This is a genomic window from Chlamydia avium 10DC88, assembly GCF_000583875.1.
Lineage (GTDB): Bacteria > Chlamydiota > Chlamydiia > Chlamydiales > Chlamydiaceae > Chlamydia > Chlamydia avium.
This window is the reverse complement of record NZ_CP006571.1, coordinates 920162-943661: the sequence shown is the minus strand read 5'-3', so window position 1 is coordinate 943661 and position 23500 is coordinate 920162. Positions and strand designations below refer to the sequence as shown.

Below are 23500 nucleotides of genomic sequence, written 5' to 3'. Positions count from 1 at the left end.
TTTCCCTATTTTTAATGGAAGAGCGCTCTTAAAGCAAAGAAAAATAGAATAGAGAGTATAGCTCCTGCAGGAAGGGTGATGAACCAAGACATCACTATGTCTTTGATAATGTTTAGATTAATAGCATGAATTCCTCTAGCAAGACCTATTCCTAATACTGCTCCGACCACTACATGTGTTGTAGATATAGGCAATCCAAATGCTGATGCTAGGGCAATAGTAATTGCGGCTCCTAAACCTACAGAAAATCCCCGAGACGGCGTAAGCTCAGTTATTTTACATCCTACAGTTTCGATAACGCGCCACCCCCAAATGGATAAGCCGATGATTAATCCTAAGCCACCAAATACCATGAGTCCAATTAACGTATAGGAAGAATACATTTGTGGGTATAGCTGACGCAATACTCCAGCAACAGGAGCGATAGCATTCGCAACGTCATTAGAACCGTGAGCAAATGCCATAAAACAGGCAATGATAATTTGTAGATAAGCAAAAATCCTTTCAACAACTAGGTATTTCCTTCCGTAATTACCCCCACACTTTTTTAAACGGTACAATAAGCTTCCCACATCAGGAGTATCGCAAACATGAGAACACCGAGAAGTATGTACATATTTAAACATTAATATGTAACTCATCCCCCCTAAGAAGAAGACAACTCCTAATGCCCATGTATGAGAAACAAAACGTGTAATTAACCCACCACAAACAATAATAACTCCCAATACGATCATTACGAAAGCTGTCAAAAAGGGGGCTATACGCACAACAGCTTGAACAGGATCTCCCCGATACAAAATATTCTTTCGTATAAAAGAAAAAACAAGATAAGCAATTCCTCCACCCATTAAAGGAGACAGAAACCAGCTAATAACAATTGTTCCTATGGATCCCCAATAAATTACTGCTCCTTTGCCTAACACGAGTCCAAAGCCAATAACAGCTCCAACTATAGAATGTGTCGTTGAGACGGGCCATCCAAAATAAGATGCTAGCTGTAACCAGGCTCCTGTAGCAAGTAAAGCTCCGGTCATACCGTAAACATAATCACTGGAAGCAATCGAAGGATTAGAAACTGATACTATATGACTCTCGATTGTCCCTGTCACTCGATTGCCAAGTAGTAAAGCACCTAGAAACTCAAAAATAATAGCGACAATCACTGCCTGTCGTAAGGTTAATACCCCGGACCCCACACTAGGTCCCACAGCATTCGCTACATCATTTGCTCCTATATTCCAAGAGGTATAAAAACCACATAAAAGAACAAAAAATAGTAACGCAAGCATGATTCTTACTTTTCTTCTAGCGTCATATTAATACGATAGGCAAGCTTCTCTGAGTTATCTGAGATCCCTGCTACACGTTTAATTATTTGTAGCCATAAGTAACACTCTTTTGTAGAAATAGTAAATTCATCAGAAAAGAAAATCTGCATGAGTTGACGTTGAATAACATCACATTCATGTTCTGCTTTTGCCACACGACTAACTAAAAAGCGGACCTTATCTGCTTTACGTCCTCCAAAGGAGCTCTCAAGTAATTTATTAAACTCTTGTATGACTTTCATAATAAAATCAAAAGTTTCTATGCTTTTATGTAAAAATTGAGAAAAGATTGCTTCAAACTCAGGATAAAACTGCAATTCTCGCACAGTAAGTAAGATGGCTACGTCCTCGGCGGTATCTGCGATACTATCTTGTATAGAAATAATTTCTAAAATTCCTGCACGGGATATAGGCATAAACAAACCTACAGGAAGATGATTACGCATATCATTTTTTATGCAATCTGCTTGGTATTCTTTATCTGAGATTGTTTTAGCAAGAATATGTACTTGCTGATAATCTTGGTCTCGCAGAGCAAGAAATATGGGCAACATTTGTTGAACACAAAACGCAACAACTTCTAAATGTGCTTGCAGAGGAGCAAAAGGAGATTGTCCAAATAGACGAGCAAGAGTTTGCATAAGAATACCTTTTTGACAATAATAGCTAGCTTTAATGATCTTGTAAATGACTTATGACTTCATCCCCCATCCTACAGGTTAAAGATCTCACAATATATTTAAATCAACAACGCGCTCGTTACTCAATAGTTGAATCTCTATCATTTGATGTTTACCAAGGGAAAACTCTAGCTATCATTGGAGAATCGGGATCAGGGAAATCAGTAACAGCACATGCTTTGATGCAATTATTACCAACACCTTTATTTTCTTTATCAGGGAACGTTTTGTATAGAGGAAAAGAATTATTATCAGCTTCCCGAAAAGTATTGCAATCCATCTTTGGAGTAAAAATTGCAATGATTTTCCAAAATCCTCATGCCTCGTTAAATCCTGTATTTACCATAGGGCAACAATTTCAAGAACTCATTGACACGCATCTACACCTTTCTCGCCAAGCAGGGCGTGATAAAATTATTCAAGCACTATTAGATACGGGTTTCCATCATCCGGAACTCTGTTTGAAACTCTATCCTCACCAGCTCTCTGGAGGTATGTTACAGAGAATATCTATTGCTATGGCATTACTATCCTCTCCTGAAATTGTTATTGCTGATGAGCCAACAACAGCTCTAGATGTTTCCGTACAGTATCAAATTTTACAATTATTAAAGAAATTGCAGAGTAAGCTTGGGATGAGTTTATTAATCATCACTCATGACATGGGTGTTGTTGCAGAAACTGCTGATGACGTCTTAGTACTTTATGCCGGAAGAATGGTAGAATATGCCTCTGTTCACCAGATATTCCATCATCCATGCCATCCCTATACTCAAGATCTTCTTGCCTCCCGTCCCTCTGTAAATGCAAAAACATTTACATCAATTCCTGGACAGCCACCATGTTATGATAACTTGCCTTCTGGATGTTGTTATGCTCCACGCTGTTCAAAAGCACACTCTAGGTGTACTGTGGAACCCCCTCTCCATAACATTGATTCAAAACATAAAGTGAAGTGCTGGTTATATGAATAAACCTTATCCTCTAGTACAAGCTGAGCAAATAAAAAAATATTACTATAAACGTTCCTTCGGATTTGGGAGAAAAATAATAACTACAAAAGCTATCGATAACATTTCGTTTTCTATCCCCGCAGGGAAAATTGTAGGACTTATCGGGGAGTCAGGATCAGGGAAAACGACACTTGCACTTGCTCTTGCAGGACTTTTACAACTAACCTCAGGATATCTGTTGTTCAATAATATCCCCATTAAGTTGCAGTCTAAGCAAGATTTAAAACAACTACGTTCATGTGTTCGAATGGTTTTTCAAAACCCTAAAGCTTCATTAAATCCTAAAAAAACTATTTTTGATAGTCTAAGCCATGCCCTTATGCACCACCGGATTGTCACTAAAGAACATTTAATTAGCATGGTAGAAAAATCTTTAAATCGTGTAGGACTTTCTGCTGATTATTTCTACCGCTATCCTCACCAACTCTCTGGAGGTCAACAACAACGCGTCTCTATAGCGCGAGCATTATTAGGAACTCCTAAGCTTATGATATGTGATGAAGTTGTTTCTGCTTTAGATCCGTCTATGCAAGCACAAATCCTAAACATGCTTACTGACTTACAGAAAGAACTCAAAATGAGTTACCTATTTATTTCACATGATCTCGCAGTTGTACGCTCATTTTGTTCCGAAGTGATAATTATGTATAAAGGAAAAATTGTTGAGTCCGGACCTACAGAAAGCATCTTTTCACATCCTCGCCATCCCTATACACAAATGTTACTTGATTCCCAACTTCCCGATCTTCCTGAACATCGTAATATTCAAAAGAAATTATCTATACAACCTTCTCTTCAAGAAACATTTACAAACTCGGGATGCATTTTCTACCACCGTTGTCCCAAAAGAACAGCATCATGCCTTCAAGAAAGTATTCCTAAACACATAGAGAACAATCAACACTCGTATCATTGCATCCACTCCCCTGAAAAAAAATCAAATCCTTGAGTAAAAGAAAATCTCGTATTGATTAAGAATTCTTTAATAATAAATCAGCTAGTTGTTGAAATCGATCTTCGTCGGGAACATGAAATGTTATGTAGGGTTGCCCGTCACAATATTTCACTGTCACTTTATAACCCAAAAATCGATGCAAACGCTTTTGTATCTCACAATACTGTGTTGGTATTTCTTGCGTCTTACGAATACCTTTAGATTCAGAGTGAGACTCTCCTGACAATAATTTTCTAGCTTCTTGCTCAGCCTCGCGCACAGCAAGACGTTGTTTAATAATACGCATATTAAGAAGCTCACGTAATTGAAGATCCTCAATAGTCAATAACACCTTAGCATGACCTAAAGTAATGTCTCCCGCATGCAAGCTCTGCTGAATCGTTTTTGATAAAGAAAATAAACGTAAATAATTTGCTACTGTCGAGCGTTTTTTCCCCACACGACTTGCCACTTTATCCTGAGTTAAACCAAATACGGTAATTAACTTCTTAAAGGCTTCTGCCATTTCCATAGGATTTAGGTTCACCCGTTGGATATTTTCTATAAGAGTAGCTTCTGCAGCAATATCATCAGCAACCACTTGTTTAAGAATGACTGGAATCGTAGTATACCCTGCTAACTGTAAAGCTCTCCAACGACGTTCACCAGCAATCAATTCATAATAAAGTACTCTATCCCCATTACGAATGGCTCGTACTACAGGAGGATGGATCAAGCCCACAGCCTTTAAAGAAAGAACTAATTCCTGAAGTTCGTCTTCTGAAAATATACGACGTGGCTGAAAGGGGCTCACTCGAATATCGTCTATAGATACTTCTATAATGGTATCTTTATTGATAACTTCACTCACAAATTACCTGCAGCTACTTGTATATCTCCAAAACATCATAATTCCTCTACATTGGAGATGAAAAATTATTTAAATGCTTACTTAAACAAAAACAATGTCAAAAGACTTTCTATCAAAAGATCTTGTAGAAGTGAAGAGTTTTTTGTTATGAACATCGCAGAGAAGTTCAAGAGGTTTACGAAAAAAAAWATCTAGATACACTGGAGATATTAAGCGCTTTATTATTAAAAATCATGAAGAACTTATTCCTATCTATATGGAAGCGAGTCTGTACTTATGCTTTTGCTCTAACTCTTTTAGTAACTCTAGCTGTGGTACTCTCAGGGAAGATTGTTTATAATCTCCAAAGGAACTATCGAGAAAAGTACAATAGCATCCTTTTATTAACAAAAACAGCAGAGGCCGCCATTTTTCGAGGTTTTATTCCTCCAAAAACAGCGTTACCCACGTTAGAAAAAGCCTATCACCTAGGAGGCGCTTCTGCAAAACCTTACGCTGGGTTCCTTTCTTCATGTTTTTATATTCACAATGAGCCTCTGCGTGGAGCTTATTATGCAGGCTTGGCTTACAGTATTGGATCAGCATTTCATATGCCCTCACCCGTTCAAGTGCTACTTAAAGAAATTGCAGATGCACAATCTATGGGAGACTACTCTATGGCACTGGACAAATCTACCCAGCTTTTCGAATTAACTTCTTCTTCTGCTGATGATTATCCCACATTACGTTTCCTTATTCTTTTAAGAATCATAGAAATCAAAGAGATTCTTAACCAAGATACTCAAACTGATTTTGAAGAGCTTAAAACTCTCCCTATGTTCAAAGAATTTGAACAATTTTATAAAGATAGGGCATGGACATTAACCGAACGTTTTGGCAAAAAACGCTAACTAATTTTATATTAAGGATTTATATGTGTTCTTCTGCGCCTACTGCTACTGATTCCCAGACATCAACAGACACAACCACAGAATCTTCTTCGACAATGTTAACTCCGCCTCCGGAGACTCCTATACCTCCTAAAATTATTTCAGGATCCCTGATCATATACCCTGAGATTACTTATTCTTCTTCTCATAAATAACACATGCTTATTGTTTTAGCTTTTCGCCAAGTCTGCTTTTCAAAAGACACTAAGTTTCTAAAGCAATTCTATAGGTACCTTTTATTCCTTAAACGTACCTATTCCTTGGCTCTTCCTGGAAATTTAAAGCATCGATGCTCTGTGATATTAACTTTTGATCATGCCTCGATAGATTTCTATTCTCATATTTTCCCGTTCCTTCAAGAACACGATATTCCTGCAATTGTGGGCATTGCTTGGAGATATGTCGCCAATAATTCTGCATCCTCTCTTCCCTTGGATCACCGCTTAGCTCCCAGTAATGCACTAGCTTTCCAAGACGAAATATTTGCCTCCCATCAACCGTTTTGTTCCCAAGAAGAACTAAAAATTATTGCTGAATCCCCAAACATACAACTTGCTTCATCGGGATTTGCTATTCGTAATCTGCAACATTCACCACCCTATTTAGCAACAGAGATCTTCCTATCTAAATTCTCCATCAAAACTGCCTTAGGGAAAACTCCCATAGGTTTCTTTTACCCTTTTGGGAAATATGACTTTCCTTCCACAAGAATGGTTAAAAAACATTACCCTTTTTCTTTCATACTTGGAGATACGATAAATAAGAACAATAAGCGGCACAATATTTATCGTATAGACATAAAATTTTCAAATTACACACTACCTAAACTACTTTTAAAACCTAAATATTTAAAAAATTGGATTATAGATAGATATCAGCAAATGCGTATACAGAAATGTCTGTGAAAATCTATGTGCGAACTTTTTTTAAAATGTCTTGTAAGGCCGTCATAAAAATAGCAATATCTTCCTGGTCATTATATATTCCCAAAGAAACTCTCAGTACATGTCCTATGTCCCACCGCTTCATAGCAGGCTGCGAACATTGATGCCCTGAACGAATAGCTATCCCCCGAAGATCTAATAAACATCCTACATCTAGAGGATGTGCTCCTGCTATTCTAAAACTCAGCAATGCTCCTCGCGGCTGTTCAAAACCAGGGCCAAGAATCCGAATCCCGGGGATTTCTATTAACTGCACATAAAGATCGCGAATTAAATCAGCCTCATGTTGGTATAACAAAGCAGCATCTTCTAGGAGTAAATTCTGTAAATAATCTAAAGCAGCTCCTAATCCCAGAATGGAAGCTATAGGAGGTGTACCAGCTTCGAATTTCAAAGGTGCAGGAAAATACTCCGGAGAATGACTATCATACAAGAAAACCATATCTCCTCCTCCCTCTACAGGAGGAAGCTTTTCTAATAACTCTTTTTTTCCATAGAGAACCCCTACTCCTGTAGGGCCATACATTTTATGCGAGGAAAAAGCATAGAAATCAATATCATCATGCACAACATGAACTGGTGCATGTGCTACTCCTTGAGCTCCATCAACAGCTATATATGCCCCATAGTCATGTACAAGACGAGAGATTTCTTTCAAAGGCTGGATAGCACCAGTTACATTACTGATATGCGCTATACTAACAAAGGCGGCACCTTCCCGTAATAAAGATTCTAAATGATCTAAATCAATATAACCACAATCATCAACAGCAATTTTCTTTACCTGAGATCCTCGACGACGACAGGCAATTTCCCAAGATAAAACATTAGCATGATGCTCGGCCTCAGATACTAAAACACAACCACCTGGAGGAATAAAAATATCGTTAGCAGATAAAGCCAACAAATTTAATGCTGCTGTCGTCCCTCGAGTAAAGACAATCTCATCAGCACAAGTCGCATGAATCCACTGCTGTACCTTACTACGTACCGCAGTATAATCTTCTGTAACTAGTCGGGAAGAGCTATATACATTACGATGCACAGTCGCATAATCAACACTATAAAAACGTATAATAGCATCAATGACCTGCTGCGGCTTATGAGTAGTTGCAGCAGAGTCTAAATAAACATAGGGTTGTCCTTGTCGTTGTTTATTCGCAAAAATAGGGAAATCTTCTTTTATCTTCCTTCTACATAGTGTCAATACTCGTTCTCCCATTCTCATCTTGTTGTTGTTGAGCTACAAGCTTAGGAAAGAATTTTAAAGAAGGATGCATTATTAAAAATCCCTGAACTAGTTTTTTCTGAGCCTCTTCATAAGTCATGCCTCGCGATCGCATATAAAATATCTGCTGTAAATCTAAAGGCCCTACTGTAGCTCCATGAGAAGCCTTTACATCATCAGTAAGAATTTCTAATCTCGGGAACGTCGTTACAGAAGCTTGGTCACCAAGTAATAAAGTATCATGTTTTTGATGTGCATCAGAAAACATTCCTCGAGACGATATATGAATCCCTCCCTCAAAAGAAAAATTACCAGAATATAAAATAGATTTAATCAACTGCTGAGACGTAGTTGACGCAGCATCATGATACATCTGATTCCGCATCCACGTCTGTTTAGGAGAAAGAATAGAAACTAAAGTCTCTCCATAAGCATGATCCCCGACTAAAGAAAAATTATTATCAAACCAACCTACACCATGGACATCTGCTAGAAGATCATAATGCACAGAATAGGCTCCCCGTTCCTCTACAGTAACTGAGTGAGACCAGCTTACCCTCTCCTCATGTATATATTTAGGGCTCATAGTTAGCATAACTTCTGCTTCTTCAGATACAAAGATTTCCGTCACACCATTTACAACAGAAAAACTCTCCATAACCCCGCTACTGCGCTCTGTATGATGCGATATCTGAATTTGACAGCTTGCTCGTTTCCCTACAATTACAACAATTTTTGGAGAATAAATCACTCTATCATCATGAGATAGTGGGAAACACACATGGCGAATACATAGTGTCTCATTCATCTGCATATCTTCAGGAACATAAAGCACAACACCAAAATCATGAGAACAAACAGCATTAAAAAAAGCCAAAGGTTGATCACCAACGTCATACTTACGAAGTAAATTAGAAAACACTGCTTGAGCTTCCCCCAATGACATACCCAAAACCCCGTCAGGCAGCTGAGAGAGTGATGCCTCGTACTTTCCATTAATCAATATACACTCTGCAGATAAAGAGTGTTTATGATGTAACCATTGTTGTTTTGATACTTCCGAAGCTCCATGAGCTAGATAGTACTTCTCCGGTGATGACGACATATTCTTTAGCCAAGGGAACCAACGAAACACATTTTTGAAACCCTCAGAATCTGCGTGTCGACAACAACATTCCCGAATAGCTTGATGTACAGAAGAATCTTTTCCAACAAGAGAACTGTGCTCTAATAAACCTAACATATTCCCCCCGAAAAGTCTTGAAGCACTTCATGATAACTTTGACTTTCTAATGCCCGCATCAGAGCTACTCCCCCAGAACATGCTATATTTCCTTCCAATAGAATATGAACATAATCAGGATGAAGAAGATTCCCTAGCTTAGGATTATGCGTAACTATACACAGTGTACTTCTAGGGTGAAGCTCGCGATATTTTTCAATTACTCTACACATAGATCGTAAAGCAACAACATCTAAACCAGAATCCGGTTCATCAAGGACTACCATTTCCGGCTCTAAAACAAGCATTTGCCAAATTTCATTTTTCTTTCTTTCACCACCAGAAAACCCTTCATTAACATTTCTTTCTAAAAACTGATCTAATAGAGGAAATTCATAGGTTTCAGAAATAGAGGATAACAACATATCAAAAGATGCATCAGATATTTCTTCTTCCTTACGGGAACGCTTACATGCATTGTATGCATCCTTCAGAAATCGACGATTATTTACTCCTGGAATTTCAGGAGGTTGCTGAAAACCAATAAACAATCCAGATTGGGCACGCTCTTCAGGAGACTTTTCCAAGATATCCTGACCTGAAAGATAAATATTTCCCGAAATAATCGATACACTTTCGTCTCCTGAGAGGACTTTAGCTAAAGTAGATTTCCCCACTCCATTTGGCCCCATAATTATATGAAGCTCCCCTGGACACATGTGAATATTAAAATTATCTAAAATTTTAACATCCTCACAACACACGTGTAAGTTTTGTATACGTAGCATCTGACTAACCCACGCTATTTTCTAGCTTAACAAACAATAACTTTAATGCCTCTTGAGCAAATTCTAAAGGCAATTGATCTATAATTTCACGACAAAAACCATGAATAACTAAACTCATAGCTTCTTCCATACTCAAGCCACGACTACGCAAATACATTAGCTGGTCAGCCCGCAATTTCGATGTCGTCGCTTCATGCTCAACAGAAGACACCGGATTCCCTACAATAATCTTAGGATCTGTATAGGCTCCGCATGATTTCCCTATCAACATAGAATCACACTGCGTATAATTATGACTATCACGTGCTCCCTGAGAAATAGATACAAGACTCCTAAATGTATTTTGAGATTCATCAGCAGAAATACCTTTGGAAACCACTGTTGATGTGGTTTTCTTCCCGACATGTATCATTTTTGTCCCTGTGTCTGCTTGCATTCTCCCATTTGTTAGGGCTATTGAGTAAAACTCTCCTACACTTTCATTTCCCTTCAGAATACAACTAGGATATTTCCATGTAATTGCTGCACCAACTTCTACCTGAGACCAAGAAATTTTTGATTTATCTCCAGCGCATAAACCTCGTTTAGTCACAAAATTGTATATACCACCCTGTCCCGTCTTCTTATCCCCAGAAAACCAATTCTGCACAGTAGAATAACGAATAGTCGCTCTTTCATGTGCCACCAATTCAACAACAGCAGCATGTAGCTGATTCGAAGAATATGATGGAGCAGTACATCCTTCCAAGTAACTTACAAATGAACCTTCTTCAGCAATAATTAACGTGCGCTCAAACTGTCCTGATTCTTTATCGTTAATTCTAAAATAAGTAGAAATTTCCATAGGACAACGTACGCCCTTAGGAACATACACAAAAGATCCGTCACTAAATACAGCTGCATTCAGAGCAGCAAAATAATTATCCCGGAAAGAAATCACAGAGCCTAAATATTTTTTTATCAGGTCTGGATATTCACGAATCGCTTCGCTCATCGAACAAAAAATCACCCCTGCCTTATCTAGAGATTCTTTAAACGTCGTACCTATGGAAACAGAATCAAAAACCAAATCAATAGCTACATTTTGTACATTTAACAAACGTTTTTGTTCATCTAAAGGAATACCTAATTTTTTAAACGTATTTAAAATTTCAGGATCCGCTTCCTCTAAACGACCCAGAGGTTTTTTTTGCTTAGGAGAGGAAAAATAAACGATATCCTCATAATCCACAGGACCATAATTTAACCGAGCCCAACTAGGCTCTCGTAAGCTTTTCCAATGTTGATAAGCTTTTAATCGAAAATCCAGAATAAATGCAGGTTCTTGACGCAAAGAAGAAATTTTTTTAATCACTTCTTCGTTAAGACCTTTATCCACGCCCACAGACTCTATTGGTGTAACAAAGCCATAAGGATAATCTTCACGATTTTGTAAAAATTCTTCTATAGATTGACTCATTATGCCCAGCCTCAACGCACCGTAATACTATTTGTGTAGGGATACACAAGGGCGCAACCACATTATCACATTTACAATATTTTTCGAAGCACGAAAGAAGGAGGAGGCAAAAGCCATGGCCTCTACCTTTCCTCCTATTAGAAAAGAATGTTAACACAGGACATTCTTATTTAGAGATCACACGTTAAGCTTGAAAGATTAAGAATCTTACAAGCTTGCAACTATTTTAATATTTATACATTTTTTGTCTTCTAAGTTTATGCTTTTTTTATTTTTTTCTACGATCCCCTCTCCTACAACCGAGAGAATGCATGTAATTAATTCACACCAAAATATCCTGAAGAACCTGAGGAAACTGTTTTCTGCAGTAAAGGAGCAAACATAGAATCTTTAACAGTTAAAAATCGTAATTCTTTTTCTGCTTTTTCCTTCTCTCCCTCCATATGGTACAGATAACCAAGCAAATAATGCGAACGCTCATGTTCTAAATTAATACCTAAAGCACGATGAAATGCTTCAGAAGCCTGTTGATTTTGTTTGAGATCCATATAGGCTAACCCTACATAAAAATGCGCGTCTGCATCTTCAGAGTTTAAAAATAATGCTTCCTGAAAAGCTTTTAATGCTAAACGTGTTTTATCTAAAGTAAGATAACACAAACCTAAATTATAATGACCATCCGCTAAATCAGGGCGCAATTGCACCACCCTTTCATAAGCTTCTGTAGCTTTATCCCATTGTTTTTTCTTTGAAAGCAAATAGCCTAATTTTATCCACGCCTTCCAATATAGAGGGTTCTTATTTACCGTAACTTCTAATAAATTTATTGCTCCCTGCTCATCACCCAAATCAGTTGAAATCACAGCCTTATTATACAAACTCTGCGGATTCCAAGGATCCAGCTCTAAAATCTTATCAAAACATTCTAAAGCCTCGCTATGCTTGCCTAAACGATGGTATGCTCCCCCGAGGCTAAACCAACATTCAATATCATCAGGATGCAAAAGCACATATGCACGATACTGTTCTATTGCCTCCTCATAACGATTATCCCGATCTAAGGCAACCCCATAACAATAACGCAAATAACTATCTCCAGGTTCAGACTCTAAACCTTTGACACACCAAACTAAAGCCTCAGAAATCCTCCCAGTCTCTAAAGCAATAATCCCTAGATAACAATAAGCTAGCGCTGCTGAAGGATCTAGCTCCAAAGCTTCTTGTAATCTTCGTTCTGCTTGCTCATATTCCCCACTTAAAAAGAAATTGATCCCCGAACAGAGGAATTCTTTCGCTAGATGTTTCGCAGCTTCTTCCATGAATGCTTCTCCTGCACACAAATTGACTTTGCTATTTACAGGAGCGAAAATCGTGCCAACCTCACGAATTCTTACAACAAGATTCTCTTTTTTTTATCTTATCCCACATATCGATCATCTTAACAGCCATGGGTGCAGCATCTCTACCAAACTCTCCTAAACGCAAATACACAATTACAACAATATCTGGCTGCGTCAATTCAGTATCCGCAAAGCCAACAGCAGCAAACCAAACATGTTTCATTTTCATACTGCCGTACTGCCGATCTAAACCTACACGCACAATGGATTCTGCTGTACTCGTTTTACCGATAATACGCGAAAGCAATTCAGGACTAAATTGGCTACGAATACTCCGCGTTGTTCCATAATTTCCCCAAATAACATTACGCATACCTAACTTAAATAACTCAGAAATCACTTCTGGCATAAACACAATACGCTTCTGCTTAGAAAGCACAGAAGAAAAGCTATCCCCCTCCCATGTACCTAAAACTAAATTGGGCACATAAAGAACTCCTCCATTAACTAGAGAAGCTAACATCACTGCTGTCTGTAAAGGAGTGACTACAAGCGTGTGCTGACCTATAGCCGTAGCATATAATCCAGAACGGTTATACGAAACATCTTGAGGAATTACACCTGGATACTCTCCGGGAAGCCCTATGCCTGTTTTTTCCCCAAAACCAAGCAAAGCTGCAGCATGACATAAATCCTCAGGATCAGAAAGATAATCACCAACAAGTAAAGAAAAATAAGGATTGCTAGACATTTCTAAAGCTGAAAGCAAATCAATATGGCCACGACCCACATAATCATTCTTAGGCAAAACACCCCCGCGATAAAACACAGGAATCGGAGCTCCATTTTTAAAAAATCCAACATGAGGTTTCGAACTCGAATATCCATAAGATTGCCGATCTAAAATTACTAATAACTTAGAAAGATAGTCTATATTCTCATGACCCTGCAATACTTCCTGAGACAACACTGAATAAGCAGAAACTAACTTAAAAATAGATCCTAATGTCGCCGCTTGTGCAAAAGAATGTGATCGTAAATAACCATAACCATAGGCAGGATAAAACGCCGCCGCTAGATCTTGTTCTTTTTGAGGCATATTTCTCGTAATCATCAGCGGATAGTCCCCATATAAAGGCCGCTGTAATTCAGAAAACTCCCGAAACGATAAAAATAAATGTAAAAGATGACTAGAAAAATACGAAAGATGCTGTCTCAAAAATAAATAATGCTCATACCAAGGTAATGCTTTATGAGCACCACTTTCTAACTCCTGCTTCCATATAGATATAACTTCATAATAAGGCTTTAGGCGGTCCTCCTTATCAGCATCAGAAAACAAATACACCAAAAATTTATCCAAATAACAACAACGAAAATCCTGATACTGCGCACGCCTCTCTTCTAAAAGATAATCAACATAAGGCGTCGGATAACGTTGCTTACGTTCTTTTTCTTGCTTCCTCTTAATTTCAAGAAATTTAGCAAAAGATTGTTTCCTCCAATTTTTAAAATCCACCTCTACAAAAGTACTCTCCATAATTTTCGAAAAAGCACTACGCAAAGCGATATAATGCCCCTGTAAATCAAAAAATGTAGATAGCGATAACGAATCAAAAGATGTAAGTAATTCAGGATGTACTCTTACAGGATCAATGACCAATTGAAATAGATCCAAAAGAAGGATCTTATCATAATTCGCAGAAAGACCAGAAAAAAACTCCATAAGTTTTTCTTTAATCTCAGCAATTTCCTGCTGATATTTTTGAGAACAATGCGCTATCCACTGTTGTTCCTTCATAGAAATCACCTTTCCTATAAGGTGATGCCCTTCCTCAGAAGGAAATACGGCATCAAAAACAGAAGAACATGAACAACATCCTTGAGAATAAGAAAAATATTGTAATAGTTGTGAGATACATTGTTGCAGACGCACTGCATTTCCTAATGTCCCTAGTTGCTTGATAACAACTTTAACCTCGGAAATATCGGGGAAAATAAAATCCAAAAAATAATCAAATGTTAAAAGAAGCTCTTCATCATAATATTCTCCTGTAAAAGGATGTTTTCTTTCTCGTTTTAAAGGAACTTTTCTATCATATAATTCAGAAATATGGTCTGTATTTTCTAACCAACGGTATACCGAAGACCTCTCTTCAACAGCCTCAGAATTAATGCGCATATGCACAAAATCATTTCCATCATAACGTGGCGAGGAAGCCATAGCTAGCACCTGGCCATTATTAGGATCTAAAGCAATAATAGCCCCACCTTTAATCCAAGGAAATAAAGGGGGTAAGAACTTTTGTTTCTTTAAAGACTGTGCAGAACGAAAGGATTCCATTCTCTCATGCTCGACAAGCAAAGAATCTGCAAATGCTTGTAATTCTGCTGATAATGTCAACTGCAACTTCTTCCCAGAAACTGCAGAAACATTCTGTAATTCTTGAATAAAATTCCCTCGACGATCCACAAGAACTGTTTTCTTTCCTAACTGCCCTCTTAATTGTCCATCCCATGAAGATTCTATCCCTAATTTTCCTACTAAAGCATTCAAATCATATGCATTACTTTCTAAAGAGTGTAATAAAGAACGTACTTGATCAATACTTGCTAAACCATCAGGGAAACTAGGATTTTCCCCTTCTTCATAAGCACGCACACATTCACGTAATCTACTGAGTTCATGCATGACCCGCTTATATTCTTGAGCACTAATTGGCCCAACATAACCCAAAATATCTGCAGCCATTTTCCCAAAAGGATAGTAACGATGCATTGAGGGTTGGACATGTAAACCCGGCCAATGTTTTGCTATCATTTTCAATTTTAAGTAGGTACGTTCAGGAACATTTGACTGCACCAAATAAGGTATAGAGCCCAATACCGACGCCCTCGCGTGAATATTATCCTCTATAGTTTCCTTATCGAGATGCAACTCCTCAGCAAGTAATTCCGCTAAGCGGCTAATGTAATTCTTCCTTACAAAAACAAGCTCTCGCTCTCCCTGTGCATTTAAATGCCATGCTCTCGAAGGTAAATCCTGAATAGCCCCGTAAGCCACACTCACATCATACTGCATCCTATTTTCTGCTAATACTTTACCAAAACGATCACAAATTGTTGCACGCTCTACAAGTTCAGGGATTACACGTATCTGTGGTTTGTATGCTTCTTCTAGCTTTTGATCATGTTCTACAACTGCTAAGTGCCATAAACGTACAGCAATAACAGCGAATACAATGATGATTCCTAGCAACATTCTGTTCGTTTTCTCAAGAACAGCAAGATGAGAACGACGTTTTTTCTGGTATTTCATATGCCTTATACTAGGTTCTCAACTATTGTCTGGCAAGGAGTTTACAGATGTATTTTGAATACAAAGAGCATTCGTTAATTCCTTGCAATACCAAAAAATAAGGATAGAAATCAAAATACAAAGTCAAGGTAAGTGTAAATCATATCAACTTGAAAAAAAGAAAAATCACAGTTTCAAGTAGTTTCGGATAAATTTAGAAAGCCCCTTTGTGATCCTATTGTGAAGGTAATTCCAACTTATTCTAAACAGCATAAGAAATAAAAAGTGTACAAAAATCCCGCGGTTCGCTTATTAGCAAGCATAAGGAATGATTGTTTAAAAACCCATGCCGGAAAATAGTCTTTTTCTTATCGTCTTTACTATAATAAGGAAAGTTTGTTATGTTTTCGAGTAGTGAACTGTATGTTCATGCTTAAGGCTGTTTTTATTCAAGACGTTCCTCAAAGCCATTAATTGCCTACAGGATATCTTGTCTGGCTTTAACTTGGACATGGTGCCGCCAAAAGAGCAAAAATAGCGAGCACAAAAAGAAAAAGATACTAAGCATAATCTTTAGAGGTGAGTATGAAAAAACTCTTGAAATCGGCATTATTGGTTGCCGTAGGTTCTACTGCCTCCTTACAAGCTTTGCCTGTAGGGAATCCAGCTGAGCCAAGTTTATTAATTGATGGGACAATGTGGGAAGGCACTTCTGGTGATCCTTGCGACCCTTGTGCAACTTGGTGCGATGCTATCAGCGTTCGCGCAGGATTTTACGGAGATTATGTTTTCGATCGCGTATTAAAAATAGATACAACAAAAACTGTAGATGATATGGCCGCAGCTCCAACTGCAACAGGTCAGGATAGCGCTCCTACCACTACAAACACAGCTGCAACAAGAAATAACGCAGCTTACGGAAAACATATCCATGATGCTGAGTGGGCTACGAATTCTGCATATTTGGCATTAAACATTTGGGACCGTTTTGACGTCTTCTGCACCTTAGGCGCTGCTAATGGATATTTCAAAGCTGGTTCTGATGCGTTTAGCGTAGTAGGTCTTTTCGGACTTAGCGCCGCTAGTGTTGCTGCTGCAGATTTGCCTAACGTATTCTTAACTCAAGGTGTTGTTGAGTTATACACAGACACTGCGTTCTCATGGAGTATCGGTGCTCGTGGAGCTTTATGGGAATGTGGTTGTGCAACTTTAGGAGCAGAATTCCAATATGCACAGTCTAAACCTAAAGTCGAAACACTAAACGTTTTTTGCACTCCTGCACAATTTACGGTCCACAAACCTCGAGGATATAAGAACACAACTTTCCCTCTACCTGCCGACGCAGGAACTGATGCAGCTACAGATACAAAATCTGCAACAATTCAATACCATGAATGGCAAGCAGGTGTGGCTTTATCTTATCGACTCAACATGTTAGTACCTTACTTTGGAGTTAAATGGTCTCGCGCATCCTTTGATGCAGACAATATCCGCATTGCCCAACCAAAATTAGCCTCCGCAATTTTGGACTTAACAGCTTGGAACCCAACCTTCATGGGTACAGCTGCGTCAACTGAAGTAAATGAAAAACTTAACGACTTTATACAAATTGCTTCCATGCAAATTAATAAAATGAAGTCTAGAAAAGCTTGTGGTATTGTTGTTGGAGCGACTTTGGTTGATGCTGACAAGTGGTCTATTACAGGTGAAGCACGCTTAATTGATGAAAGAGCAGCTCACGTTAATGCTCAATTCAGATTCTAAGGATTGTAGTTTTACTATCTCCAATTTTGTGTCTCGTTATCAGAACCGAGTGGATTCGGTTCTGATTTTTTTATTTTCTTATTTAGCACACCACCTATCTTTAGCACTATCTTCACAAAGGTAGAATAATCTTTTTATAATTTCATTTGCCCTAGAAGCTTGAAGATTACTCTCTTGCGTTAAAAGGTTTATTAGATTAACATCCTTCTTTAGTTGCGCCCGTAGCTCAATGGTAGAGCTGTAGCCTTCCAAGCTACCGGTGTCAGTTCGATTCTGATCGGGCGCTTTCTAATTAAACCCAAGACTGAAATCTTGATACCGCATCAAGATGCCATTGTTAACATATTCAAGAAATAGAGGTACAAAGCTTGGAAGAATTTTCGTGTAATTTATCAATTAAAGACTTGATAGAAGCAGGCGCTCATTTTGGGCACCAAACTCATAGATGGAATCCTAAAATGAAGATTTACATCTTTGAGGAAAAAATGGTCTTTACATCATCGATTTAGCAAAAACACTCAATCAATTACGTAAAGTCCTCCCTCACATATGTAAAGTAGTTAAAGATAATAAATCCATTCTCTTTGTGGGGACTAAAAAACAAGCAAAATGTGTGGTTAAAGAAGCCGCTATAGAAGCTGGAGAGTTTTTCGTAGCTGAACGCTGGCTGGGTGGTATGTTAACCAATATGATCACCATTAGAAATTCTGTTAAAACTTTAAATAAAATTGAGAGAGATTTAGCCCAACGCACTTCATATCTCACTAAAAAAGAAATTGCTTTACTAGGCAAACGACACGATAAGTTATTAAAGAACTTAGAAGGTGTCCGTCATCTGAAAAAAAATCCAGGAATGATGATCGTTGTTGACCCGGGTTATGAAAAAATTGCCGTTGCGGAAGCAAAAAAACTTAAAATTCCTGTTCTAGCTTTGGTAGATACGAATTGTGACCCCACTCCTATAGATTACGTTATCCCATGCAATGATGATTCACTAAAAAGCATTCGTTTAATCATTAATGTAATTAAGGACAATATCATCAAAACCAAGCAACAACATGGTATTGAGATTGTTTCCCCAATTAGAGTCATCGAGCAGGATCTCATGCAAGATCTTCCACCTCCTGCAATATATCCTGAAGAAGAATTTAACTCTTCATTCTCAGCCAGCCTTCTTGCCGGGTTTGATGTAGAAAGTAATGATGATGAGAAGAATAATATGTTAGCGAAACAAAGTGTTGATAATAGCGAGGATTATTCATGAGTGACTTTTCTATGGAAACCCTCAAGCTCTTAAGACAACAAACTGGGGTGGGGTTAACCAAATGTAAAGAAGCCTTGACTGAATGCCAAGGAAATCTTGAAGAAGCTATTGTTTACTTACGTAAATTAGGTCTTGCTTCTGCAGAAAAAAAAGAACACAGAGAAACTAAAGAAGGTGTCATCGCAGTAAAATCAGATATTCGCGGGACCGCTATAGTTGAAGTGAATGTAGAAACAGACTTTGTGGCTAATAACGCTGTATTTATTGCCTTTGTTGATAGTCTTGTAGAAAGTGTTTTAGACCATCGTATAGATGACTTAGATGCATTGCTTCAAATGCCTTCATCTAAGGATCCTTCGATTACAATAGATGAGTCACGAGCAGTTACTATGCAGACAGTTGGAGAGAACATTCGTATTCGGAAAGTTTCGTACTTACCAAAAGTAGCTGATGAAAGCATTGGTATCTATTCTCATGGCAATGGAAAATCTGTAGCTGTAACTATACTGTCTGGTAGTTCCAACCACATAGATTTGGCTAGAGATATCTCTATGCATATTGTAGCAACTCAACCACACTTTATAAGCAAAGAAAATGTTCCTGATGACGTTTTAAATAGAGAAAAGGAAATTATTTGCCTACAAGCACAAGGAAAACCTCAGTCAATTCTTGATAAAATTGTTCAGGGAAAGCTAGAGACATTTTTCCAAGACACTTGCTTATTAGAACAGGCATTTATTAAGAATCCTGATGTCACGATTCGTAATCTGATTGATGAAGCACAAGAAAAGAGCGGCTGTTCTATTCAGGTGAAAGACTTCATTTTATGGAAAGTTGGTGTTTAGCTAATAAAAAGAGGTCATATGTCCAAAGAAGTGAAGCGTATCTTATTTAAGGTCTCGGGGGAATCTCTTTCTACGGATCAAGGAGGATCTAGTCGCATTGATGAAATTCGGCTGTCAAGATTAGTAGGTGAACTTAGGGATGTTCGTATGTGTGGTATCGAGGTTGCCGTTGTTATAGGCGGAGGGAATATCATACGAGGATTATCTCAACAAAAAATGTTGCAAATTAATCGTGTGTCTGCAGATCAAATGGGTATGCTAGCCACCCTAATTAATGGTATGGCATTATCCGATGCACTAAAAGCTGATGATATCCCTTGTTTATTAACTTCTACACTTTCTTGTCCTCAATTAGCAGAGTTGTATACTCCTCAAAAGTCTTCTGAAGCATTACGCCAGGGAAAAATTCTGATTTGTACAACAGGAGCAGGTTCTCCTTACTTAACAACGGATACTGGAGCGGCCTTACGAGCTTGTGAATTAAATGCCGATGTTTTGTTTAAGGCTACTATGCATGTTGATGGAGTCTATGATAAAGATCCTCGGGTGCATAGAGACGCTGTCCGATATGATACAATTACTTTTAAAGATTTCCTTAATCAGCAACTAAATGTGATGGATCCTGCGGCTATTTCCTTATGTATGGAAGCAAATATTCCTATTCGTATTTTCAACTTTGCTAAACATTCTTTAAAAGAAGCTCTTCTCAATGAATATATTGGGACATTGATTTGTAGTGGAGAGGATGCTTAACATGTCTATTTTACAGGATACAGAAAAAAAAATGGATGCCGCTTCTGATTTTTTCCATAAAGAAGTCAAGGCATTTAGAACTGGGAAAGCACATCCTGCTTTAGTAGAGACAGTGAATATTGATGTGTATGGTACAACCATGCGCTTAGCTGATATTGCAACGATTTCTGTTGCAGATACACGTCAGCTGGTTATTTCTCCTTATGATGCAAATAACGTATCCGCTATTTCTAAAGGGATTATTGCTGCAAATCTTAATCTACAACCTAATGTTGAAGGAACTTTAATACGTATTAAAATTCCAGAGCCTACGACAGAATATAGAAATGAAATTGTAAAACAACTTCGTCGTAAGTGTGAGGAAGCAAAGGTATCTATTCGCAATATACGTAGAGAAGCTAATGATAAATTAAAAAAGAGTGTAGATTTAACAGAAGACGCTGTGAAAGGAATGGAGAAAAAGATCCAGGAGTTAACGGATAAGTTTTGCAAACACATTGATGATATTACCAAGCAAAAAGAGGCGGATATTTTATCATTGTGAAATTATTTTTCCTATTTCTGTTCATTTATCCTAACTCTTTCATTTTCATGAACGGTAAGAAGAGGAAAAGATTGCTCTTAAAGGAGTAGAAGAAGTAATATTGTAGTTGTCTTGGCCCCATCGTCTAGCCCGGCCCAGGACATCGGATTTTCATTCCGGTAACAGGGGTTCGAATCCCCTTGGGGTCAAAGTATAAAAATCGTCTAGTTTTTCTTCGGGCCTTTAGCTCAGCGGTTAGAGCACCTCACTTTTAATGAGGGGGTCGAAGGTTCAAATCCTTCAAGGCCCAGTCGGTTCTGTAATTTTTTTAAAAAAGATTTTTCTCCTTTGTTATTTTTTTGTTATTGGTATGTGTTGTATGAGAGCCTATCCTTAACAATAGATATCTATGATTCTTTCTAACTCTTCTCACTTATGTTACCTTTGTCAAAGGCCTGCTTCTATTTGTTATACTGAGGTGGATCAGAATAAGGTAATTCGTTCTTACGTGTGTGATTCTTGTCCGTGTCCAAGTTATTATTATAGTCGTGTTGCTATTCCTTTATCTTCTTCAGAATCTCCTCTTACTTTAGAATGTGGTAATTGTAAAACGATTTGGCAGCCATATACGGATGAAGATCGCTTATTTGGATGTCACCTATGCTATACTAACTTTAAAGCACCTTTGATTACTGAGCTTATTCAAAATAAGATTTGTTTCTCTTCTCTAACAGAAAAAATCCAGGGATCTTTACATATTGGCCGCGGTCCTGGAGAAATAGTAAATGTGAATCCTCTCCTTAAGTTAATTGCTTTAAATGAAGCTCTTCAAGATACATTATCACGGGAAGATTACGAACAAGCAGCGTTGATACGTGATCAAATTAACCATTTAAAAAATCAAAATTCTCATGATTCTGCCCAATGATTTACTTCTTAAATTTGCTAATAAGAAACATGCTATTCCTGCGAATAAGATTTGGCCGATAACGACATTTTCCTTATCTAGGAATCTCTCTATAGCTAAATTTCTTCCTTGTTTATCGAAAGAGCAAAAACAAGAAATCTTGGAAGCCATAGTTTCTCATTTTAATAATATTGAAGGTTTCGATGAGTTCATTGTATTCCCTCTTAAAGATGCTCCTGTATGGCAGAAAGAATTTCTTACTGAACACTTTTTATTTCCCTATGATATGACGGGAAACCCGGAAGGAGAAGCTTTTATTGTAAATCGTTCTGGAGATCTTCTTGTTACTATCAATTGTCGAGATCATATAACATTACATGCTATAGATTTTGCATGTGAACCTGAAAAGAGTTTAGATATTCTTGTTAAATTGGATTGTTATTTAAACAATAAACTTGAGTTTGCATTTTCTTCAGATTTTGGTTTTCTGACTACACATCCGCGAGAATGTGGTACAGGGTTAAAGAGTCAGTGTTTCCTACATACTCCTGCGTTGATTTATTCTAAGGAGTTGCAAGATCTTATAGATGAGGATGCAGAGATTTTTTGTAAAGGGATGCTCCCTGCATCTTCGGAACTTGTAGGGAATATCATTACACTATCTAATAAACATTCTTTAGGACTTACGGAAGAGCAAATCTTATCTACCTTAAGGATTTGGTCATCAAAAATCTCATCTGCGGAAATATCTGCAAAAAGGCAGCAGATAGAAAAAAATTCTGGGGATTTAAAAAATCATATTTTACGTGCCTTAGGTCTATTGACGCATTCTTATCATTTAGATCTTCAGGAAGCATTAGATGCTTTAAGTTGGATTCAATTTGGCATTAGCGTAGGGTGGATTCAAGGTACGGATGATCATGTTTTATGGAATCCTGTATTTTGGCAAGTACGCCGTGGTCATCTTGCGTTGATTGAGCAGCCCGAGAACGATAAAAACCTACAGAAAGAGACAATTATGCAATTACGTGCTGATGTAGTAAAAAAATTTGTCGAACGTCTGTCTCCTGTAGACTAGTTTCTTCTAGTTGGTTAAATAGCATTAAAATCTATAGATCATACAGAATTACTCAATACGACTTAAGTACTTTTAATACTGTTGTATTGTGATTTACATATATTTGCCCAAAGCCGGGATCGAACCGACGACCTACGCGTTACGAATGCGTTGCTCTACCATCTGAGCTATTTAGGCATATAGAAAGGGAAAGTATAAGAAGAGGAAATAAAAAAGCCAAGAAAACAACAATCATACGGCTGATGTTATTTCCTTGGCTTTCCCCCTGAAAACCTCCAGAGTCGAAGCTATTCCATGGCGTAGAATATCATCTTTTTTCTTTATAACAT

The 23500-nt window shown here is 37.8% G+C and carries 20 protein-coding genes, 4 tRNA genes and 1 pseudogene; 14 read left to right on the top strand and 11 right to left on the bottom strand.

Translation table 11 applies throughout. The features are described from left to right. Positions 1-11: 11 nt before the first annotated feature. Together RT28_RS04150 and RT28_RS04145 are read right to left on the bottom strand one after the other, a co-directional pair. Entirely contained in the window at positions 12-1292 is a 1281-nt protein-coding gene (locus RT28_RS04150; protein ID WP_038501115.1) for an inorganic phosphate transporter, read from the bottom strand. A 5-nt stretch (positions 1293-1297) separates the two neighbouring features. Beyond that, entirely contained in the window at positions 1298-1972 is a 675-nt protein-coding gene (locus RT28_RS04145) for a TIGR00153 family protein (RefSeq protein WP_038501112.1), read from the bottom strand. 53 nt (positions 1973-2025) lie between these two features. Between RT28_RS04145 and RT28_RS04140 the strand changes: the two genes are divergently transcribed. Together RT28_RS04140 and RT28_RS04135 are read left to right on the top strand one after the other, a co-directional pair. Further along, positions 2026-2985 carry an ABC transporter ATP-binding protein gene (locus RT28_RS04140; RefSeq protein WP_020355763.1) on the top strand — a complete coding sequence of 320 codons (960 nt, stop codon included), beginning with the start codon at positions 2026-2028 and terminating at the stop codon, positions 2983-2985. Beyond that, a complete protein-coding gene (locus RT28_RS04135) occupies positions 2978-3973 on the top strand; it encodes an oligopeptide/dipeptide ABC transporter ATP-binding protein (protein ID WP_020355762.1) in 996 nt (331 codons plus the stop codon). Before RT28_RS04140 ends, RT28_RS04135 begins: the two co-directional genes overlap by 8 nt. A gap of 22 nt (positions 3974-3995) precedes the next feature. Here the strand turns inward: RT28_RS04135 and RT28_RS04130 are convergent, their stop codons facing one another. Beyond that, entirely contained in the window at positions 3996-4829 is an 834-nt protein-coding gene (locus RT28_RS04130; protein ID WP_038501109.1) for a ParB/RepB/Spo0J family partition protein, read from the bottom strand. Between the two features lie 233 nt (positions 4830-5062). On the opposite strand from RT28_RS04130, the gene RT28_RS04125 reads away from it, so the two are divergent. Beyond that, positions 5063-5719 (top strand): hypothetical protein, encoded by a 657-nt coding sequence (locus tag RT28_RS04125; RefSeq protein ID WP_020355760.1) that lies wholly within the window; start codon positions 5063-5065, stop codon positions 5717-5719. Positions 5720-5738: 19 nt separating this feature from the next. On the opposite strand, the gene RT28_RS04920 is transcribed toward RT28_RS04125, so the two are convergent. Then, positions 5739-5876, bottom strand: a complete 138-nt coding sequence (locus tag RT28_RS04920) for a hypothetical protein (RefSeq protein WP_020355759.1) — start codon at positions 5874-5876, stop codon at positions 5739-5741. Positions 5877-5916: 40 nt separating this feature from the next. On the opposite strand from RT28_RS04920, the gene RT28_RS04120 reads away from it, so the two are divergent. After that, positions 5917-6663 carry a polysaccharide deacetylase family protein gene (locus RT28_RS04120; RefSeq protein WP_038501106.1) on the top strand — a complete coding sequence of 249 codons (747 nt, stop codon included), beginning with the start codon at positions 5917-5919 and terminating at the stop codon, positions 6661-6663. Between the two features lie 4 nt (positions 6664-6667). Here the strand turns inward: RT28_RS04120 and RT28_RS04115 are convergent, their stop codons facing one another. The 6 genes from RT28_RS04115 to RT28_RS04090 all read right to left on the bottom strand — a co-directional run bounded on the left by RT28_RS04115 (position 6668) and on the right by RT28_RS04090 (position 16058). Then, positions 6668-7924, bottom strand: coding sequence for a SufS family cysteine desulfurase (locus RT28_RS04115; RefSeq protein WP_020359176.1), 1257 nt, complete (start codon positions 7922-7924; stop codon positions 6668-6670). Beyond that, positions 7896-9173: a SufD family Fe-S cluster assembly protein gene (locus RT28_RS04110; RefSeq protein ID WP_038501104.1), complete on the bottom strand. Its 1278-nt coding sequence runs from the start codon at positions 9171-9173 to the stop codon at positions 7896-7898. Before RT28_RS04110 ends, RT28_RS04115 begins: the two co-directional genes overlap by 29 nt. Next, on the bottom strand, positions 9167-9940 hold the full coding sequence (gene sufC / locus RT28_RS04105; RefSeq protein ID WP_038501101.1) for a Fe-S cluster assembly ATPase SufC: 774 nt from the start codon (positions 9938-9940) through the stop codon (positions 9167-9169). Before sufC ends, RT28_RS04110 begins: the two co-directional genes overlap by 7 nt. A gap of 4 nt (positions 9941-9944) precedes the next feature. Continuing rightward, positions 9945-11399, bottom strand: a complete 1455-nt coding sequence (sufB, locus tag RT28_RS04100) for a Fe-S cluster assembly protein SufB (protein WP_038501098.1) — start codon at positions 11397-11399, stop codon at positions 9945-9947. A 317-nt stretch (positions 11400-11716) separates the two neighbouring features. Beyond that, on the bottom strand, positions 11717-12718 hold the full coding sequence (locus RT28_RS04095) for a tetratricopeptide repeat protein (protein ID WP_020355753.1): 1002 nt from the start codon (positions 12716-12718) through the stop codon (positions 11717-11719). 61 nt (positions 12719-12779) lie between these two features. Continuing rightward, entirely contained in the window at positions 12780-16058 is a 3279-nt protein-coding gene (locus RT28_RS04090) for a penicillin-binding transpeptidase domain-containing protein (RefSeq protein ID WP_038501095.1), read from the bottom strand. Positions 16059-16622: 564 nt separating this feature from the next. Here RT28_RS04090 and RT28_RS04085 point away from each other — a divergent pair. From RT28_RS04085 to RT28_RS04040, 10 genes and pseudogenes are all read left to right on the top strand, one after another. Next, positions 16623-17801, top strand: a complete 1179-nt coding sequence (locus tag RT28_RS04085; RefSeq protein ID WP_038501092.1) for a porin — start codon at positions 16623-16625, stop codon at positions 17799-17801. Positions 17802-18016: 215 nt separating this feature from the next. Beyond that, positions 18017-18087: transfer RNA gene (locus tag RT28_RS04080), tRNA-Gly, on the top strand. A gap of 82 nt (positions 18088-18169) precedes the next feature. Further along, positions 18170-18897, top strand: a pseudogene (gene rpsB / locus RT28_RS04075) (30S ribosomal protein S2); the annotation flags it as partial. Positions 18898-19061: 164 nt separating this feature from the next. Beyond that, entirely contained in the window at positions 19062-19910 is an 849-nt protein-coding gene (gene tsf / locus RT28_RS04070) for a translation elongation factor Ts (RefSeq protein WP_038501085.1), read from the top strand. Positions 19911-19928: 18 nt separating this feature from the next. Then, complete coding sequence (gene pyrH, locus RT28_RS04065) at positions 19929-20663, top strand: UMP kinase (RefSeq protein ID WP_038501082.1); 735 nt, start codon at positions 19929-19931, stop codon at positions 20661-20663. A 1-nt stretch (position 20664) separates the two neighbouring features. Beyond that, positions 20665-21207 (top strand): ribosome recycling factor, encoded by a 543-nt coding sequence (frr, locus tag RT28_RS04060; protein ID WP_038501079.1) that lies wholly within the window; start codon positions 20665-20667, stop codon positions 21205-21207. 113 nt (positions 21208-21320) lie between these two features. Beyond that, positions 21321-21395: transfer RNA gene (locus RT28_RS04055), tRNA-Glu, on the top strand. Between the two features lie 28 nt (positions 21396-21423). Further along, positions 21424-21496, top strand: a tRNA-Lys gene (locus tag RT28_RS04050). 99 nt (positions 21497-21595) lie between these two features. Next, positions 21596-22114, top strand: a complete 519-nt coding sequence (locus RT28_RS04045) for a UvrB/UvrC motif-containing protein (RefSeq protein WP_166484586.1) — start codon at positions 21596-21598, stop codon at positions 22112-22114. Beyond that, positions 22098-23171 (top strand): protein arginine kinase, encoded by a 1074-nt coding sequence (locus tag RT28_RS04040; RefSeq protein ID WP_038501076.1) that lies wholly within the window; start codon positions 22098-22100, stop codon positions 23169-23171. Before RT28_RS04045 ends, RT28_RS04040 begins: the two co-directional genes overlap by 17 nt. Before the next feature lie 104 nt (positions 23172-23275). Here the strand turns inward: RT28_RS04040 and RT28_RS04035 are convergent. Continuing rightward, positions 23276-23348 (bottom strand) — tRNA-Thr (locus RT28_RS04035). Between the last annotated feature and the right edge of the window lie 152 nt (positions 23349-23500).

Coding starts and splice junctions, on each gene's coding strand:
- RT28_RS04150 (WP_038501115.1), bottom strand. CDS start 1,292: ATGCTTGCGTTACTATTTTTTGTTCTTTTATGTGGTTTTTATACCTCT.
- RT28_RS04145 (WP_038501112.1), bottom strand. CDS start 1,972: ATGCAAACTCTTGCTCGTCTATTTGGACAATCTCCTTTTGCTCCTCTG.
- RT28_RS04140 (WP_020355763.1), top strand. CDS start 2,026: ATGACTTCATCCCCCATCCTACAGGTTAAAGATCTCACAATATATTTA.
- RT28_RS04135 (WP_020355762.1), top strand. CDS start 2,978: ATGAATAAACCTTATCCTCTAGTACAAGCTGAGCAAATAAAAAAATAT.
- RT28_RS04125 (WP_020355760.1), top strand. CDS start 5,063: ATGAAGAACTTATTCCTATCTATATGGAAGCGAGTCTGTACTTATGCT.
- RT28_RS04920 (WP_020355759.1), bottom strand. CDS start 5,876: ATGATCAGGGATCCTGAAATAATTTTAGGAGGTATAGGAGTCTCCGGA.
- RT28_RS04120 (WP_038501106.1), top strand. CDS start 5,917: ATGCTTATTGTTTTAGCTTTTCGCCAAGTCTGCTTTTCAAAAGACACT.
- RT28_RS04115 (WP_020359176.1), bottom strand. CDS start 7,924: ATGGGAGAACGAGTATTGACACTATGTAGAAGGAAGATAAAAGAAGAT.
- RT28_RS04110 (WP_038501104.1), bottom strand. CDS start 9,173: ATGTTAGGTTTATTAGAGCACAGTTCTCTTGTTGGAAAAGATTCTTCT.
- sufC (WP_038501101.1), bottom strand. CDS start 9,940: ATGCTACGTATACAAAACTTACACGTGTGTTGTGAGGATGTTAAAATT.
- sufB (WP_038501098.1), bottom strand. CDS start 11,399: ATGAGTCAATCTATAGAAGAATTTTTACAAAATCGTGAAGATTATCCT.
- RT28_RS04095 (WP_020355753.1), bottom strand. CDS start 12,718: ATGGAAGAAGCTGCGAAACATCTAGCGAAAGAATTCCTCTGTTCGGGG.
- RT28_RS04090 (WP_038501095.1), bottom strand. CDS start 16,058: ATGAAATACCAGAAAAAACGTCGTTCTCATCTTGCTGTTCTTGAGAAA.
- RT28_RS04085 (WP_038501092.1), top strand. CDS start 16,623: ATGAAAAAACTCTTGAAATCGGCATTATTGGTTGCCGTAGGTTCTACT.
- tsf (WP_038501085.1), top strand. CDS start 19,062: ATGAGTGACTTTTCTATGGAAACCCTCAAGCTCTTAAGACAACAAACT.
- pyrH (WP_038501082.1), top strand. CDS start 19,929: ATGTCCAAAGAAGTGAAGCGTATCTTATTTAAGGTCTCGGGGGAATCT.
- frr (WP_038501079.1), top strand. CDS start 20,665: ATGTCTATTTTACAGGATACAGAAAAAAAAATGGATGCCGCTTCTGAT.
- RT28_RS04045 (WP_166484586.1), top strand. CDS start 21,596: ATGATTCTTTCTAACTCTTCTCACTTATGTTACCTTTGTCAAAGGCCT.
- RT28_RS04040 (WP_038501076.1), top strand. CDS start 22,098: ATGATTCTGCCCAATGATTTACTTCTTAAATTTGCTAATAAGAAACAT.